The sequence below is a fragment of the Mesorhizobium sp. WSM4816 genome, assembly GCF_055811535.1.
The window spans coordinates 25,594-41,809 of record NZ_JBVVQR010000006.1 but is presented as its reverse complement, the minus strand read 5'-3'; the positions used below and the strand labels follow the sequence as shown (position 1 = coordinate 41,809).

Below are 16,216 nucleotides of genomic sequence, written 5' to 3'. Positions count from 1 at the left end.
CGTTCAGGCGCGTTTGGCAAGCAGGCGGTAGAGCATTGATGCCGGCAGGATGCGTTTGAGGATAACGCCGATCCTGGCCGGCACCGTTACCACATAATGCGGACGCGGGCGCCGCGACAGAAGCGCATGGCGCAAGGCCGCATGAACCACCTCCGGCCCGGGCTTCAGCCGTGACGTGCTGCCGCCGGCCTGCAGCCGTTGCAGCTGCGCCTCGTAAGCGAGGCGGTGCACGGAATTCTCACGGTCGATATTCCTGAGAAACCACACAAGGCCGTTGCTGGCGATCTTCGATGTCACCGGCCCCGGCTCGATCAGCGAGACATGGATGCCGCTGCCCTGGAGTTCCTGATGCATGCACAGCATCAGCCCTTCGATCGCGTGCTTCGACGCCGAATAGGCGCCGCGAAAGGGCAGCGGCGCCAGGCCGAGGATCGAGGAGCAGTGGACAAGACGGCCATGGCCCTGGCGACGCATCACCGGCACGACACGGCGGGTGAGGTCATGCCAGCCGAAGATATTCGCCTCGAATTGCTCCCTGAGCGCTGCCACCGGCAGGTCCTCGACGGCGCCGGGCTGGGCGTAGGCGCCGTTGTTGAACAGGGCATCGAGCCGGCCGCCGGTCCGCTCCAGCACCGACGCCACCAGCGTCTCGATGGATCCCGGTTCGCGATAATCCAGATAGAAAGCCTCGATGCCGTCGGCCTCGAGGGCGGCGATGTCCTCCGGCTTGCGTGCCGTCGCGAACACCCGCCAGCCTTCCGCCTTCAGCGCCCGGGTGCAATAGGCGCCTATCCCGGAAGAAGCTCCGGTGACGATGATGGTGCGCAACTCTTCTCCAGGAGGAAGCGTGCTTTGACCTAGGCTTGCCATTTGCCGCAATCCCTTCCCATATTCGCGGCGTCGAGACAATCGAAGGGAACGCGGTTCTTGTTGCGGAAGATCGTAGCCCTCAAGCGCGTGCTCTATGACGCGTTCGGCCATTTCGATGCAGACGATGGCTGGGCAATGGCCAGTCATCTGGCGATCACGGCGCTGATGGCGCTATTCCCTTTTCTGATTTTCGCCACGACACTGGCCAGCTTCCTCGGCGCACAGGCTTTTGCCGACACCGCCGTGCATATCGTGTTCGACACCTGGCCCGAGCAGATCGCCGAGCCGATCGCGCGCGAGGTGCTCAACGTGCTCACCGTGCAGCGCACCGACCTGTTGACCTATGGCGTGCTGCTTGCCGCCTTCTTCGCCTCGAACGGCATCGAGGCGCTGCGCACCTCGCTCAACCGCGCCTATCGCGTTTCCGAAACGCGCGGCATCATCTACCGCCGGGTACAGAGCATCGCCTTCGTGCTGATCGCCACGGCAGGTTTTCTGGCGATCAGCGTGCTTCTGGTGTTTGCGCCGTTGCTGGCGCGGCTGGCCGAGGCCAATTTCGAATGGGTAAAACCCTATATGGGAACGATCACGCTGTGGCGTTACATCATCGCCTCGGTCGTCATCGTCGGCGGGCTGTTCGCGGTGCATTACTGGCTGCCTGCGGGCAAGCGCCGCTTCGTCTCGATCATACCGGGCATCATCTTCACGCTGATTGCCTGGCTAATCGGGTCGACCATCTTCGCCGCCTATCTCGACCGTTTCTCGTCCTATGTGACGACCTATGCCGGCCTTGCCTCGATCATGGTCGCGGTCGTCTTCCTCTATATGGTCTCGGCGATCTTCATTCTCGGCGGTGAACTCAATGCCGCGATCAGCCGCTATCTGGAGGCACGCGCGCGCGTTGGCTGATTCTTATTTTGAGCATGATCTTTTCCGAAACCGGTTCCCACTTTTTGGGATCATGCTTTGGTCGACTGAGCGGTTGCCAGCCCGACGCCGAACGTCGCGATCGCCATGCCGACGATCTGGACCAGGTTCAACTGTTCGCCGAACAACAGCCAGGCGATGACCGCGGTGACGGCCGGGACCAGATAGAACAGCGAAGCGACTTTCGACATCTCGCCGTCGCGGATCATTACCATCAACAGGAAGATTGCGCCGATCGACAGCACCAGCACCAGCCATGCCATGGCGAAGATCAACTCGCCATTGACGATGACGGTTCGCGTCTCGAAAGCGAGCGAGGCCAAAGCCATCACCGATGCACCGCCGACATATTGCCAAGTGGTGGCCGCCACGAGATCGCCGCCGGAGGCGAAGCGCTTCTGCCAGATCGTGCCGGCGCTCATGCCAAGCACCGAGACAAGCGAGGCGGCCAGCGTCTCGGCCGTCACGCCGCCGCCGAGCGTTCCGAGCTTCGGCCAAAGCACGATGACCACGCCGGCAAGTCCGACAGTGAGGCCGACCCAATGGCGCGGCAGGATCGCCTCGCCGAGAAACCGGCCGGCCATCACTGCGGTGATCAGCGGCTGCAGCCCGACGATCAAGGCCGATAACCCGGCCGGCATGCCCCTGTGGATGGCCCAGAACACGCCGCCGAGATAGACGCCATGCATCAGGATGCCGGCGCCGGTCGCGTGAAACGCCTCCTTGCGCGTCGCTCGCCTGGAGCCGAGTGCTGCCATCAAGGCGGCCAACAGCACGGCGGCCAGCACGAAACGAGCGGCCAGGAAGGTGAAAGGCTCGGCCCACGGCATGGCATAACGCGCGCCGATGAAGCCGGTCGCCCACAGGACGACAAAGGAGGCGGGGATGAACCGCTTGATGCTGTGCATTTTTGAAAGGCTGCCGCGTGCTCGGTGAGGGGTTTTGTACGGGACCGCTGTAATGCGGTTCAACCCTGCTAGCAAAACCAAACGGTTGATCCATAGGCTCATCCGAATTGAAGGATCAAAACATGATCCAGTTCCACTCGGATAAATGCTCATCTGTCGTGATCCTTCGCGCCCCCCTCTGTCCTGCCGGACATCTCCCCCACTTGGGGGGAGATTGGCAGCTTTGGCGTACCGCTCGCTCCCGCGACGGTGGCGGTTCGCGAAGGCGGTGGTGACGGCGATCTCCCCCCTTGTGGGGGAGATGTCCGACAGAGGGGGGCGCCTCGCTCCGCCATCAAAGGTTCTGCACCGTCGTGACGTTCTGAGGTAACGGAATTGATTTAAATCCCAACCAGCCGCCGGACGTCTTCCGGTGATGCGCCGGCCTCGCGCAAGGCGGCAAGGCCGGTATCGGCAAAACTCTTCGACAGCTTTCGTCCGTCCGGGCCTAGGACCAGACGATGGTGGAAGTAGCCTGATTGCGGCAGGCCGAGGAGTTCCTGGAGCAGGCGCTGCACGCCGGTGGCGGAATAGAGGTCCTGGCCGCGCACGACGTGGCTGATGCCCTGCAGCGCGTCGTCGACGACGACGGCGAGATGATAGCTTGTCGGGATTTCACGGCGCGCCACGATCACGTCGCCCCAGTCCTGCGGCCGGGCTTCTATCGTGCGTGTCGCGGAAAGGCTTTCATCGGAAAATTCCACCCATGACAGACCCGTGCCGACGCGCGCCACCGCAGCATCGACGTCGAGCCGCCAGGCGAAGGGCACATTCTCGGCCATCCGCTGCTGGCGTTCCTTCATGGTCAGCGCCTTGTCGACGGCGGGATAGAGCGGCACCCCGTCCGGGTCGCGCGGCCAGTCGCGGCCGCGCCTTTCGCGGTCGGCAATGAAGGCGCGGATTTCGCCACGGCTCATGAAGGCCGGGTAGACGAGTTCCTCGCTGATCAGCCGATCGAGCACCGCCTGATAGTCCGAAAAATGCTCGGACTGACGGCGCACCGGTTGTTCCCAGCCAAGCCCGAGCCATTCCAGGTCGCGAAAAATGCCGGCCTCGAATTCCGGTGTGCAGCGCGTCGTATCGATGTCCTCGATGCGCAGCAACAGCCGCCCGCCGGTTGCGCTGGCCAACTTTTGATTGAGCAGCGCCGAATAGGCATGGCCGAGATGCAGTTCGCCATTCGGGCTCGGCGCGAAGCGGAATGTCAGGAGTGTCATCGTTCGGCGGCAATCGGGTTGTGCGGCGCTTTCGCCAGTTGCTACTTTGCGCCTGATTACATCTGCCACTTTGCGCCGGGAACAAGCAGACATGCAACGCATCGCTACGCTCGACGACGTCTCGCAAGGGCTCGACGCGCTCTGCCTGCTCGACCCGCGCCTGGAAAAGGTGCGCGGCATGGCCGGCGAGGTGCCGCTTCGGCTGTCCGAGCCGGGGTTCAGAAGCCTTGCCTCGATCATCGTCTCGCAGCAGGTATCCCGCGCCAGCGCCGACGCGATCTTCGGGCGGCTGACAAAACTCGTCGATCCGCTGACGCCGCAAGCCATCCTTGCCGCTGACGAAGCCATCTTTCGCGAAGCCGGACTGTCGCGGCCGAAACAGCGCGGGCTGATCGCCGTCGCCCAGGCGGTGGTCGATGGGCTCGACCTCGATCATCTCTGTTTGCTCGACGCCGCGGAGGCGATCGCGGCGATGACCAAGGTGTCAGGCATCGGTCCGTGGACGGCGGAAGTCTATCTTCTGTTCGCCGCTGGCCACCCCGACGTCTTCCCGGCACGCGACGTTGCCCTGCAGAGCGCGGTCGGCCACGCGCTCGGCATCGACCCGCGCCCGCCCGAGAAAACGCTGATCAAGCTCGCCGAATCATGGAGCCCGTGGCGCGGTGTCGCATCACGGCTTTTTTGGGCGTATTATCGTGAAACCCGGGGCCGGGACGCCGCGCCGCCTGGCTGAATCCGCAAAAAAGCATGAAAATCATGCATTTTTAGCGCTGCGATTGATCGACAAGCCGCTTCACATCCCTGTCATGTCGGGCTTACAGTATCCGCGCCGACAGGCTACAGCGCCGCGCATCCAGTTGGATGCGCAAAGGACGCTGTAGGACTTTTTGAAGCTGCGCATGATCCCTTCCGAAAATCGAACCGATTTCGGGGTCATGCGCTGAACCAAGGAGGTCAATGACGTGACGGTTGCCGTATCTCCGGATGGGCTTCCAGCACTGGTGCTGAACGCGGACTACCGTCCGCTCAGCTATTACCCCCTGTCGCTCTGGTCGTGGCAGGACGCCATCAAGGCGGTGTTCCTCGAGCGGGTCAACATCGTCGCCGAATACGAGCACGCGGTGTCGTCGCCGACCTTCTCGATGAAGCTGCCGAGCGTCGTCAGCCTGAAAGCTTATGTGAAGCCATCGCGGCATCCGGCCTTCACCCGCTTCAACGTCTTCCTGCGCGACCGTTTCCAGTGCCAGTATTGCGGCACGCCGGAGGATCTGACCTTCGACCATGTCGTTCCCCGCCATCGCGGCGGCGCAACGACGTGGGAGAATGTCGTCGCCGCCTGCTCGCCCTGCAATCTGAGGAAGGGCGGCATGATGCCGGCGCACGCCAAGATGTGGCCGCTGCAGAAACCTTTTCAGCCGACGGTGCACGACCTGCACAACAATGGCCGTCTGTTCCCGCCCAACCATCTGCATGAAAGCTGGATGGATTATCTCTACTGGGATGTCGAACTGGAGCCATAGAGTGCGGCAGAAATCCGCCATGCCGGTCGCCTGACGCAGCTTTCTGCGCTTCCGGTGCTCACATACTGTAAGTACGCTCCGCTTCGGTTCTCGAAACCCACGTCATGCGCTCCGGCCTGACGAATTTCTGGACGAACTCTGCGCTGTGCAGCTCAGTCGCGGGCAAAGGCGCCGCGGAAGGCGATGACGGCCAGGACAAAACTGGCGATGGCGTTCCAGCCGGCCAGCGACAGGCCAAGGATGCGCACGGCCGCCTTGTCGCAGGAGGGCGGGACGAATCTGTCGAGCGCATCGAGCACGCCCTTGCCGCCGGTATCGACCGGACCGGCAGCCGCTGCACAGTCGGTCGGCCCCGGCCACCACGCCCATTCGACGCCGGAGTGATAGACTCCGAGATAGACGCCGTAGACCATCAGCAGGCCGCCGACGGCCAGCAGGCCGCGTGTCAGCCACGCGGGGGCGCGCAATATCGACGCAGCCGCCGCCAGCAGCATCAGCGGCACGCCGATGTAATAGGGTGGGCGTTGCTCCAGGCAGAGCTTGCAGGGGATGTAGCCGCCGAGATGCTGGAAGGCCAGCGCTGAGCCGACGGTGGCGGCCATGGCGGCGGCGAGGAACAACGCCGTCCGCATGCGCTGGCGTCCAGGGTCGGCATTCACGGTCGCTGTCATCGATCTGCCGTTCGCCTTGTTGTTGAGCATGATCTTTTCCGAAAGCTGGCGCCCACTTTTTGCTACGCTGACCTTCGGTTCGGGATCATGCTCTAAAACGCGTATTTGACGACGATATAGAGCGAAATCAGGGCAGCGGCGCCAGCGCCGGCGATCATGCCGAGGCGTTTTTCGATGAACTCGCGGATCGGTTCGCCATAGCGGCGCAGCAGCCAGGCGAGGAACAGGAAGCGGGCGCCGCGCGCCACGATCGCCAGCACGATGAACAGCAGCAAAGGCGTGCCGATGACGCCGGACAGGATCGTCACCACCTTGATCGGCGGCAGATGGGCGAGGCCGGAGGTGATCAGCATCAGGACGATGAATCCGGTGCCCGCCGAGACGCGCAGTGTCTCGAAGTCGTCATACTTGCCGTAGAATTCAAGGATCGGCCGCGCCACCGAGTCATAGGCGTAGTGGCCGATGTACCAGCCGGCTATGCCACCCAGAACGGAGGCCAGCGTGGCGACCAGCGCGTAGCGATAGGCGCGATCCGGCCGCGACAGCGCCATAGGCAGATAGAGCACATCGGCCGGCACCAGAAACACCGAGCTTTCGACGAAAGCGATGAAGGCCAGCCACCATTCGGCGGATTTCTTCGCCGCCAGCGACAAGGTCCAGTCGTAAAGTCCGCGAAGCATCGGCACTCCTGATGCACGTCGCCCAAAATGCGCAGCGCCTTTGGGACAACAATGCATAAAAACCAAGACCAGAAGCGCGCCAGATGAATCTCTCCAGACGCGACGCGCTTCAATGCGCTGCCTGTCTAGAAAGATTTTTCGCGCCGCACAATGGCCGGAGCTTCACGAAATCAAAAGGCCGCGGCCGAGCGAAGGCCACATGCCCGGAATTGGCCACCTGGAATTGGCCAGTTGACGAACAGGCCTCCAACCGTATAGTCCGCGCCCATCCAGGCCGCCCGGCCTGAGCCCCTATGGCGGAATTGGTAGACGCGCTCGACTCAAAATCGAGTTCCGCAAGGAGTGCTGGTTCGATCCCGGCTAGGGGCACCATTTTCTACCCGAGACATCTTGAAAGCTCGGCGGGAGGTTATCCCAGGCGCATCTGGGATAAACCCAATTGAGGCCGGGCCATTGCGTAGACTACGTCGCCATTACATCGGCCCCGGCACCATCTTGGTCGGCTGCTCCGGCATCGGAAACGCGTAATTGTCGCATTTCACGTCGGGGTTCGTCGGGCTGAACATTCCAAGTGGGTTGTCTTTGAACAGCCAGACGTGAAGATCGTAATGGTAGAACTCCACCGGAATAAGCGGATAATGCCCCTCCATCGGCCCCTGGAACGTCTGTCCAAACAGTTTCGGCGGCTCCTTGGTATCGGGCGTCAGCGGAACAAGCCATTCCACGGCCACCAGGCGCAAGCCGCCGTCGACCGGCTCATAGATAAGGACATTGGGGCGCGTCGGATCTGGTGTCGGGCTGACGCTCGCGACGTTGACGAAATGAATGCCCATCGCGCCCTTCGGGTAATCCATAGCTCCGGCCACTTTTTCGCCGCTGTAATAAACGCATCCGACCGTCGACAGGTAGAGGTCGCGAATGGCGGCCTTGTAGTCTTCGTACTTCGAAAGCGATTGTTTCAGGGCATCGATCTCGACCTTGCCGGGCTCGGCGGCCTGACCCGCGGCCGCAGTCAGGCAGGCGCCGATGAGGCCGGTCAAAGCGAGAATACTGCGACGCCTGAAGTGAATTGTTTTCGTCATGCATTCCTCCCAGATTTTTGTTCTGGCCGTGCAGGACCGAGGCGGCAATGATGCTGGTTGCGCGGCCGAGATTGTCGCCGATGCTAATCCTTTCCGCTGGTTGGGAGAATTAAACCTGATGACCTAGGCCTTCGACACAGTTCTTCGACCGAGTCTGAAAGGGACTGTGGACGGTCGCTGCCGTCCGGCCTGCAGCTGCCAATTTCCAGCGCTGGTGATTAGCGTAAGCCCCTGCGCCTTCGTCATTCCCAGGCCGGAGCAAGGAGCGAAGCGACGCGGTGGCGCGGTAGACCAGGCGATGGTACTGGATGATGCGCCGCGAACACCAGCCGTCGCTGCCCCTCTCTGCCTTCTCCCCATGTCGGGCCCGAAGGGCGGGCGAGGCCCGTGACTCGCCCCGGGCGGTGGATTGGCGCGCAGCGCCAAGACGGTTACTGGACGGAGCGCTGTTGGGTGCCACTGGAGCACCGCCTCATCCGACCTCGCTTCGCGAGGCCACCTTCTCCCACAAAGGGAAGAAAGAAGAGCCGCACTTTGCCCTACCGCCGTCCCAACAAGCTCTTCACCCGGTTGCGCAGCAGGCGCGCCATGTTGCGGGTTTCGCGGTAGAGGTGGATCTGCGACGCCGCCTGGCGGGCGAGGCGGTCGGCGTCCGGCGTCAGGCCGAGGACCAGCGTGCCGATCGGCCGGCGCTCCGTCCATAGCCGGCTCATCACCGGATGGTCGGGCACGGCGCAGGAATCGGTCATCATGATGTTGGGATCGTCGAGATGCTGCCTGGTCACCTCGATCATCAGCAGCGTGCCCGGCGAATAGGCGGCGAGCGTCTCGTCATAGGCCGTCTTCCAGGTGTAGGCGACGCCGGCCTCGACGAAGACGACCAGGCAAGCGATGGTGCGGTCATCGAGCGTCAGTGAATGGATGCGGCACAGGTCCCGTTCGGCCAGCCGGTGCACGGCCTCGCGGGCAAAGGCGGCGCGGTAGCGGTCGATGGCCATGGCGGTGCGCTCGCGGCCTTTCCAGCCGGCGGCCTCGAGCGTCAAAAAACGCTCGATGGCGTGGCGGATGTTTTCCGGTCCGCGCGCCACCTGATGCTCCAGCCTGCCCAGGTCGGCGAGGCGGCGTTTTAGGCGGCGGAACTCGCGATAATGGTGCGAGCGCAGCGAGGCCTTCAGATACTCATCGCCGTCGATCTCGCTTTCGAGCATCGGCCGTTCGGCCTTGCCGGTGGTGACCAGCGTCAGGCCACGCGTCTCGGCGACGGTCGCCAGCAGGCTGGCCACCGGGCCGTCGAGCCGGATGTCGGGCAGCACGAAGACTTTTGGCAGTTTGAGATGCGGCCGCGACAGCATCGCGAAGAAATCCTCGATGACGCCGACGGGATCGTCGCGGTCGACCAGCGGCGTGCCGATCGGCCCGAACGGGCTCGACCATGTGCGCATCACCCGCACGCCGAGCGGCGTCGCCGGCCGCTCCACCGAGAACGGCACCAGCAAGCGCAGCCGGTTGCGGTATTCGTCGCCGTCGCGGATGACCGCCAGCCGCACCTCGCGGTCTTCCAGTCGCGGCATGGCGGGTGCCAGGAAGCGCGGGTTGAAGAACACGTTGGGCTCGATCGTGCGGGCGCAGAGATAGTCGAGTTCCTCGACCAGGTCGAAGCCGGCGGAGGCGGCGTAAATTGCCAGTTTGCGCTGGGGCCGGCCGTTGGCCAACAATTCGATATGGGCGGGATCGGCTTCGCGGGCGAGCCCTGCGAGGCCCGACACCAGGGTGCCGGCCGGGCCGCCGCTGGTTTCCTCGAGCAACGGGATGGCAGCCATCACGCGGCTCCTTTGGCGGCTACGAAAATGACCATGACGATGCCGAGCCTGCGCCAGACCGTGAAGGACAGCGCGCCGGCTTCGAAGATCATCGCGAAGGCGGTGGCCATCGCCGCGCCCCACAGGCCGAAAAGCGGGATCAGCACCAGATTGAGGCCGATGTTGAAGGCCAGCGTCATGGCGTAGACGGCGGCGCAGATATTCTGGTTGCCGCTCATGGTGAGCAGGCTTTCGCAGGGGCCGACGGCGGCGCGGGCGACGACGCCGAAGACCAGCAGGAACAACAGCGGGTAGCCGGCAACGAATTCAGGCCCGAACAAGCTCAGCATCGGCTCGCCCAGCACCAGCACCAGCAGCGCCATCAACAGCGATGGCCAGAACGTCCACGACACGGTTTCGCGGGCGAAGGCGGCGAGCTTTTCCGGCTCGCCATGGGTGAATTGCGCGTAGCGCTGGGCAACGCCCGCCTTGACCGCGAAATAGACGAAATGCACCAGCGCCAGCGTCTTGACCGTGGCGAAATAGACGGCGACGTCGTTGGGGCTCATATAGGCGCCGACCATCAGCACGTCGGCATTGGTGAGCAGGAAGAAGAAGCCTTCGACCAGGAAGATCGGCAGCGACACGAGGAACCATTGCGCGAAATGCAGTTTCCTCGGCCCGGCCGGAATTTTTTTGCCGATGCGCGCAGTGATGCCGATGAGCTGGCCGAGCGTGGTGGCATAGGCGGCGGCGATCGAAGCGAAGATCGCCGTCCTGGCATCGGGCGCAAAGCCGACCAGAAGCATCAGCGCCATCAGCGCCAGGATCAGCACCGGCCGAACCAGATAAGTCGGCGCCAGCGCAAAAAGCGCCCACGAGTTGGCCCGCGCCAGCCCCTGCAGCAGATCGGACATGGCGATCATCGGCATGCAGATGAGGCCGAGAATGAACGGCACGACATAGTAGTTCTCGATAAAGGGCGAGAGCAGCAAGACGCCGAGCGCGCCCAGCCCGGCGATCGCCGTCGAGGCGACCAGCACGAACAGGCGGCTGGTCAGCACGATGCCGCGCAGTTCGGCCAGCATGTTGCGCTCGCGATATTCGGGAATGAAGCGGATGATCGAGGTGTGGAAGCCGAGGCAGGCGAGATTGCCGACGATGACCATCGTCACCCAGACAAGGACAAAAATGCCATATTCGAACGAGCCCATCCAGCGCGCCATCAGCACCTGGCTGACGAAGGCGATGACGGCGCTGACGATGCGGATGGAAAAGGCGATCAGCGACATGCGGCTGGCTTCGCCGCGCTCGTCGGCGGTGAACAGCACGGCGTCGATGCGGCCAAGCAGCGGCTTTGCGCGCAGCGCAAGGCGCTGCGGCAGGAACCGCCCGGCTGTCGTCGCCGCGGAAAAGCGCACCCTGATCACACTCCGTTTTCGGCTTCTTTTCGGGTCTCGGTGTAGTCAAAACACATTAAGAAACGGTTGGGTGGGTCACCGTTCGCGGCAGAACGCGACGAAACGACAGGCCAGCTGATGGAAAGAAATAAAAGCTGAAGGCCCATTTCCGGTGTCGATGGGACAGCGCCCCCCTCTCGCCAGCCGGCCATCCCCCACGGGTGGGGAGATTGGCTAATCGTGGGCGTTGGCGTCGCCCCTCATCCGCCCTTCGGGCACCCAGGCCCTTCGCTGTCGCTACGGGCGTTCGTCGTTCGGAAAGCCAAGCAATTGGCTTTCCGTCCGCTTCGCGGACCACTTCTCACCCCCGTGAACGGGGAGAAGGGAAGTGGGTGCTTACGCGAACGCCCCGTGGCAATGCTTGTACTTTTTCCCTGACCCGCACGGGCAGGCCTCGTTGCGGCCGACCTTGCCCCAGGTGGCGGGGTTTTGCGGGTCGCGGTTCTCGGGAGCGACGGTGGCGTGGGTCTCCTGGCGAACCAGAAGGCCGGTCTCGCCGCCATCAAAATCGTCCTCGCCGGTGGTGCCGTCGAGATGACTGCCGAACATGTCGGGCGCCTCGGGCGGCGGCGCTTCGGCGGCCTGGCGGACCAGCTCGACGCGCATCAATTGCGCGGTGACGGCCTGGCGCAGATTGCCCAGCATCGCCTGGAACAGCTCGAACGCCTCGCCCTTGTATTCCTGCAGCGGATCGCGCTGGGCGTAGCCGCGGAAGCCGACGACCGAGCGCAGGTGGTCGAGGTTGACGATGTGCTCGCGCCACAGATGGTCGAGCGTCTGCAGCACCACGGAGCGCTCGACATAGGCCATCACGTCGGGGCCGAAGCGCTCTGCACGCTCCTTGGCAGCGGTCTCGGCGGCCTGGCTGATGCGCTCGCGGATGTCGTCCTCGGCAATGCCCTCTTCCTTGACCCAGTCCTCGATGGGCAGGTCGAGATTGAGGAATTCGGCGACCTCGGCCTTGAGGCCTGCGACGTTCCACTGCTCGGCATAGGCGTTTTCGGGAATGGCCTTGGCGACGACCTCCTCGATGACGCCCTCGCGCATTTCGGCGATGGTCTCGGACAGGCCTTCACCGTCCATCAGCTCGAGGCGCTGCTCGAACACCACCTTGCGCTGGTCGTTCGAGACGTCGTCATATTTCAGCAGGTTCTTGCGGATGTCGAAGTTGCGCGCCTCGACCTTCTTCTGCGCCTTTTCCAGCGCCTTGTTGATCCAGGGGTGGATGATCGCCTCGTCTTCCTTGAGGCCGAGCTTCTGCAGCATGCCGTCCATGCGCTCGGAGCCGAAGATGCGCATCAGATCGTCCTGCAGCGACAGGAAGAATTTTGAGCGCCCGGGATCGCCCTGGCGGCCTGAGCGGCCGCGCAACTGGTTGTCGATGCGGCGCGATTCATGGCGTTCGGTGGCGAGCACGTAGAGGCCGCCGGCGGCGAGCGCCTTCTCCTTCAGCCGGGCGACGTCGTCGCGGATTGCCTTTTCCCTGGCGTCGCGCTCGGGGCCGGCCGGCATGTCGCCAAGCTCCTCGGCGATGCGCATGTCGGCATTGCCGCCGAGCTGGATGTCGGTGCCGCGGCCGGCCATGTTGGTGGCAATGGTAATGGCGCCGGGTTTACCCGCCTGGGCGACGATCGCCGCCTCACGCTCATGGTGGCGGGCGTTCAGCACCTCGAAATCGGCAAAACCTTCCTTACGCAGGCGTGCGGCCAGCAGCTCGGATTTCTCGATCGAGGTGGTGCCGACCAAGGTAGGCTGGCCTTTTTCGCGGGCTTCCTTGATCTCCCTGACGATCGCCTTGTACTTCTCCTCGACGGTCCGGTAGACCTCGTCGTCCTCGTCAATACGGATGACCGGCAGATTGGTCGGGATCTCGGTGACGTCGAGATTGTAGATGTTGGCGAATTCCTCGGCCTCGGTCAGCGCCGTGCCGGTCATGCCGGCGAGCTTCTTGTAGAGGCGGAAATAGTTCTGGAAGGTGACGGAGGCGAGCGTCTGGTTCTCCGGCTGGATCGCCACATGCTCCTTGGCCTCGAGCGCCTGGTGCAGGCCTTCCGAATAGCGGCGGCCCGGCATCATGCGGCCGGTGAATTCGTCGATGATGACGATCTCGCCGTTGCGCACGATGTAGTCCTTGTCCTTCTGGAACAGCTGGTGCGCCTTGAGCGCATTGTTGACGTGGTGGACGATGGCGACGTTCTCGACGTCGTAGAGCGACTCACCCTTGAGCAGGCCGGCGTCGCGCAAAAGGTTTTCCAGCTTCTCGGTGCCATCCTCGGTAAAGATCGAGGTCTTCTGCTTCTCGTCGATCTCATAGTCGGCCGGCTCGAGCTTCAGCATGAAGGCATCGATGGTGTTGTACATTTCCGAGCGGTCCTCGAGCGGACCGGAAATGATCAGCGGCGTGCGGGCCTCGTCGACCAGGATGGAATCGACCTCGTCGACGATCGCGTAGCTGTGGCCGCGCTGCACCATCTGGGCGCGCTCGTATTTCATGTTGTCGCGCAGATAGTCGAAGCCGAGCTCGTTGTTGGTGGCGTAGGTGACGTCGGCGGCATAGGCGGCGTGGCGTTCCTCGTCGGACAGGCCATGGACGATGACGCCGACCGTAAGGCCGAGGAATTTGTAGACGCGGCCCATCCATTCGGAGTCGCGTGTGGCAAGATAGTCGTTGACGGTGACGACATGGACGCCTTTGCCGGCGAGCGCGTTGAGATAGACGGGCAGCGTGGCGACCAGCGTCTTGCCCTCGCCGGTGCGCATCTCGGCGATGCCGCCATTATGCAGCACCATGCCGCCGATCAACTGCACGTCGAATGGGCGCATGCCGAGCACGCGACGCGCCGCCTCGCGCACGGTGGCGAAGGCCGGCACCAGGAGATCGTCGAGACTGGCGCCGTTGGCGACGTCCTGGCGGAATTTTTCCGTGCGGGCCGTCAGTTCGGCGTCGGAGAGCGCCCGCATCTCGTTTTCCATGGCGTTGATCGCTTCGACGCGCGGTCGGGTCGACTTGACCCGGCGATCGTTGGAGGAGCCGAAAACCTTACGGGCGAGACCGCCAAAACTGACCATTCAATGGTCCTTTCGATAGCATTCCAAGTCGTTGCGACGGGTGCCGGCCGGCCCCATCAAATCCACGTGAAACGCGGACAAACGCAAAAAGCGCCCGGAAAACGGTTCTGGACGCAAAGTCGTTGGACAGATAAGAGGGGGCTCAATCGATGTCAACGGCGCGCTGGCCCTGACGACCGTGCCAAATTCCGCCACAATCCGGCTGGTCTGGAAGCCATCCCGCCCTAGCTATCCCCCATTGGAGTTAATTGTATGTCCTTATTGTTCCGCCGCGCGTCGCTCGCCAGCCTTGGCCTGGCATTCGGGCTGACGGCGCTGTCGCTGTCGCCAGCGATGGCGCAGGACACCGCGCCCGCCCAACCAGCCCCCGCCCAACCGGGCGCACCCGCCCAGCCGGCCGCGCCGGTCGATCCGAACACCGTGGTCGCCACGATCAACGGCCAGTCGCTGACCGAGGCCGACCTTGCGCTTGCCGAAGGCGAGCTGTCGCAGCAGTTCGCGCAGATGCCGCCCGAACAGCGCCGCGCCGCAGCCCTTTCGGCAGCGATCGAAATCAAGGTCATGGCCGCCCAGGCGGTCACCACCGGCCTCGACAAGGATCCCGACTTTCAGCGCCGCATGGCGTTCCTGCAGCAGCGCGCCCTGCATGGCGAAATGGTCGAGAAGGATGTCGTCGGCAAGATCACCGATGCCGAGGTTCGCGCCCGCTACGACCAGGAAATCGCCAACACGCCGCCGGCCAACGAGGTCCATGCCCGTCACATCCTCGTGAAGACGAAGGAAGAGGCCGATGCGATCATCAAGCAGCTCGACGGCGGCGCCGATTTCCAGAAACTCGCCAACGAGCACACCAGCGATCCGAGCGGCAAGACCAGCGGCGGCGATCTCGGCTGGTTCGGACCCGGCCAGATGGTGCCGGAATTCGACAAGGCGGTGTTCGCGCTGGCGGTCGGCAAGTACACCGAGCAGCCGGTGCAGTCGCAGTTCGGCTGGCACGTCATCCAGGTCGAGGACAAGCGCGCCAAGCAGCCGCCGGCCTTCGACCAGGTCAAGGATCAGGCCCGCCAGGCAGTCATCCGCGACAAATACATCGCGCTGGTCAAGTCGCTGCGCGCCCAGGCCAAGGTCGAGATCCCGGACGAGAAGCTGAAGAAGACGGTCGACGCGCTGGAAAACACCAAGTAGGCGAGGGCGAGGCTAGGGCAGTCGGTTCTTCCCTTCTCCCACAATAAGGGGAGAAGGGAAGCGCGGCGCCGAGATCGCCCTATCCTACGATGCGTCGACGCCTTGAACGCTGCCGGATCGCCGGCGGCGAGTTCCCCGGTGGAGCTATGCCGTTCAACAGATAGCCAACCGCCTTGCGCAGCGTCGTTTCGTCTTCGTCGAGGCGATTGGTCAAAAGATGCGTCCAGGCAAACGAGGCGACCAGGTCGGCGACGAGCGTGGAATCGACGTCGGCCGCGACTTCGCCTCTTGCCTTGGCGCGTTCGATCATCTGGCCGGAATGGGCATGGCGTCCTTTGGTGTATTCGGCAATCACGGCGGCCACGGTCGCGTCCGACTGCGCCTCGGCGATCAGCGATCTGAAGATGCTGCCTGACGATGTTTCGCGCCAGTGGGAGAACAGGCTTTTGAGGAAGCCGACGAGATCGTCCTCGAGGTTACCGGTATCGGGATAATCGACGCGCTTTAGCCGCTGATAGACGTCGAACAGCAAGGCGGCCTTGCTCGGCCACCAGCGATAGATTGTCGGCTTCCCCGCACGCGCCCGCCGCGCCACCGCTTCGATCGAGAAGCCGGAATAACCGGCCTCGACCAGAACTGCCTCGGCGGCGTCGAGAATGGCGTCGGCGCTGTCGGGGTTGCGCCGCGCGCCGATCGACCTGCGCCCCCGATCCAGCCCCATCCTGTTTTCCTTCGACGCTTTTCGTCGGCAGATGGTACACGCTCTCTCGACGAAACGAAACGGTCCGT

At 63.5% G+C, this 16,216-nt stretch carries 14 protein-coding genes and 1 tRNA gene; 5 read left to right on the top strand and 10 right to left on the bottom strand.

All coding sequences use genetic code 11. The annotated features are described in order from the left end of the window. Nucleotides 1–3: 3 nt before the first annotated feature. Nucleotides 4–870, bottom strand: coding sequence for an SDR family oxidoreductase (locus AC0L3H_RS09545; RefSeq protein ID WP_473585285.1), 867 nt, complete (start codon nucleotides 868–870; stop codon nucleotides 4–6). A gap of 57 nt (nucleotides 871–927) precedes the next feature. On the opposite strand from AC0L3H_RS09545, the gene AC0L3H_RS09540 reads away from it, so the two are divergent. Further along, a complete protein-coding gene (locus tag AC0L3H_RS09540; RefSeq protein ID WP_031254136.1) occupies nucleotides 928–1,779 on the top strand; it encodes a YihY/virulence factor BrkB family protein in 852 nt (283 codons plus the stop codon). 50 nt (nucleotides 1,780–1,829) lie between these two features. Here the strand turns inward: AC0L3H_RS09540 and AC0L3H_RS09535 are convergent, their stop codons facing one another. Continuing rightward, entirely contained in the window at nucleotides 1,830–2,705 is an 876-nt protein-coding gene (locus tag AC0L3H_RS09535; protein ID WP_473585284.1) for a DMT family transporter, read from the bottom strand. 380 nt (nucleotides 2,706–3,085) lie between these two features. Continuing rightward, nucleotides 3,086–3,961, bottom strand: coding sequence for a tRNA glutamyl-Q(34) synthetase GluQRS (gluQRS, locus tag AC0L3H_RS09530; RefSeq protein ID WP_473585283.1), 876 nt, complete (start codon nucleotides 3,959–3,961; stop codon nucleotides 3,086–3,088). A gap of 91 nt (nucleotides 3,962–4,052) precedes the next feature. On the opposite strand from gluQRS, the gene AC0L3H_RS09525 reads away from it, so the two are divergent. Continuing rightward, entirely contained in the window at nucleotides 4,053–4,694 is a 642-nt protein-coding gene (locus AC0L3H_RS09525) for a DNA-3-methyladenine glycosylase family protein (RefSeq protein WP_023797249.1), read from the top strand. 229 nt (nucleotides 4,695–4,923) lie between these two features. Beyond that, nucleotides 4,924–5,481, top strand: a complete 558-nt coding sequence (locus AC0L3H_RS09520) for an HNH endonuclease (RefSeq protein WP_023797250.1) — start codon at nucleotides 4,924–4,926, stop codon at nucleotides 5,479–5,481. Nucleotides 5,482–5,633: 152 nt separating this feature from the next. Here the strand turns inward: AC0L3H_RS09520 and AC0L3H_RS09515 are convergent, their stop codons facing one another. Beyond that, nucleotides 5,634–6,152, bottom strand: coding sequence for a disulfide bond formation protein B (locus tag AC0L3H_RS09515; protein WP_473585408.1), 519 nt, complete (start codon nucleotides 6,150–6,152; stop codon nucleotides 5,634–5,636). Between the two features lie 92 nt (nucleotides 6,153–6,244). Beyond that, the gene (locus AC0L3H_RS09510) at nucleotides 6,245–6,832 is read right to left on the bottom strand and encodes a YqaA family protein (RefSeq protein WP_091600122.1); all 588 of its coding nucleotides are present in this window, start codon (nucleotides 6,830–6,832) and stop codon (nucleotides 6,245–6,247) included. Nucleotides 6,833–7,119: 287 nt separating this feature from the next. Here AC0L3H_RS09510 and AC0L3H_RS09505 point away from each other — a divergent pair. Beyond that, a tRNA-Leu gene (locus AC0L3H_RS09505) sits at nucleotides 7,120–7,204 on the top strand. Nucleotides 7,205–7,305: 101 nt separating this feature from the next. Here AC0L3H_RS09505 and AC0L3H_RS09500 read toward each other — a convergent pair. From AC0L3H_RS09500 to secA, 4 genes are all read right to left on the bottom strand, one after another. After that, entirely contained in the window at nucleotides 7,306–7,914 is a 609-nt protein-coding gene (locus tag AC0L3H_RS09500) for a hypothetical protein (protein ID WP_027153358.1), read from the bottom strand. Between the two features lie 539 nt (nucleotides 7,915–8,453). Beyond that, on the bottom strand, nucleotides 8,454–9,734 hold the full coding sequence (locus AC0L3H_RS09495) for a GNAT family N-acetyltransferase (protein ID WP_091600098.1): 1,281 nt from the start codon (nucleotides 9,732–9,734) through the stop codon (nucleotides 8,454–8,456). Further along, nucleotides 9,734–11,134, bottom strand: a complete 1,401-nt coding sequence (locus tag AC0L3H_RS09490; protein WP_473585407.1) for a lipopolysaccharide biosynthesis protein — start codon at nucleotides 11,132–11,134, stop codon at nucleotides 9,734–9,736. Before AC0L3H_RS09490 ends, AC0L3H_RS09495 begins: the two co-directional genes overlap by 1 nt. A gap of 375 nt (nucleotides 11,135–11,509) precedes the next feature. Continuing rightward, nucleotides 11,510–14,242 carry a preprotein translocase subunit SecA gene (gene secA, locus AC0L3H_RS09485; RefSeq protein ID WP_023797283.1) on the bottom strand — a complete coding sequence of 911 codons (2,733 nt, stop codon included), beginning with the start codon at nucleotides 14,240–14,242 and terminating at the stop codon, nucleotides 11,510–11,512. Between the two features lie 252 nt (nucleotides 14,243–14,494). Here secA and AC0L3H_RS09480 point away from each other — a divergent pair, with 252 nt between their 5' ends. Then, complete coding sequence (locus AC0L3H_RS09480) at nucleotides 14,495–15,427, top strand: peptidylprolyl isomerase (protein WP_473585282.1); 933 nt, start codon at nucleotides 14,495–14,497, stop codon at nucleotides 15,425–15,427. Between the two features lie 79 nt (nucleotides 15,428–15,506). On the opposite strand, the gene AC0L3H_RS09475 is transcribed toward AC0L3H_RS09480, so the two are convergent. Further along, nucleotides 15,507–16,148 (bottom strand): TetR/AcrR family transcriptional regulator, encoded by a 642-nt coding sequence (locus AC0L3H_RS09475; protein WP_473585281.1) that lies wholly within the window; start codon nucleotides 16,146–16,148, stop codon nucleotides 15,507–15,509. Nucleotides 16,149–16,216: the final 68 nt, after the last annotated feature.

Excerpts from the sequence above, each read along its gene's own strand:
- AC0L3H_RS09545 (WP_473585285.1), bottom strand. The coding sequence starts at position 870 with ATGGCAAGCCTAGGTCAAAGCACGCTTCCTCCTGGAGAAGAGTTGCGC.
- AC0L3H_RS09535 (WP_473585284.1), bottom strand. The coding sequence starts at position 2,705 with ATGCACAGCATCAAGCGGTTCATCCCCGCCTCCTTTGTCGTCCTGTGG.
- gluQRS (WP_473585283.1), bottom strand. The coding sequence starts at position 3,961 with ATGACACTCCTGACATTCCGCTTCGCGCCGAGCCCGAATGGCGAACTG.
- AC0L3H_RS09525 (WP_023797249.1), top strand. The coding sequence starts at position 4,053 with ATGCAACGCATCGCTACGCTCGACGACGTCTCGCAAGGGCTCGACGCG.
- AC0L3H_RS09515 (WP_473585408.1), bottom strand. The coding sequence starts at position 6,152 with ATGACAGCGACCGTGAATGCCGACCCTGGACGCCAGCGCATGCGGACG.
- AC0L3H_RS09510 (WP_091600122.1), bottom strand. The coding sequence starts at position 6,832 with ATGCTTCGCGGACTTTACGACTGGACCTTGTCGCTGGCGGCGAAGAAA.
- AC0L3H_RS09500 (WP_027153358.1), bottom strand. The coding sequence starts at position 7,914 with ATGACGAAAACAATTCACTTCAGGCGTCGCAGTATTCTCGCTTTGACC.
- AC0L3H_RS09495 (WP_091600098.1), bottom strand. The coding sequence starts at position 9,734 with ATGGCTGCCATCCCGTTGCTCGAGGAAACCAGCGGCGGCCCGGCCGGC.
- secA (WP_023797283.1), bottom strand. The coding sequence starts at position 14,242 with ATGGTCAGTTTTGGCGGTCTCGCCCGTAAGGTTTTCGGCTCCTCCAAC.
- AC0L3H_RS09480 (WP_473585282.1), top strand. The coding sequence starts at position 14,495 with ATGTCCTTATTGTTCCGCCGCGCGTCGCTCGCCAGCCTTGGCCTGGCA.
- AC0L3H_RS09475 (WP_473585281.1), bottom strand. The coding sequence starts at position 16,148 with ATGGGGCTGGATCGGGGGCGCAGGTCGATCGGCGCGCGGCGCAACCCC.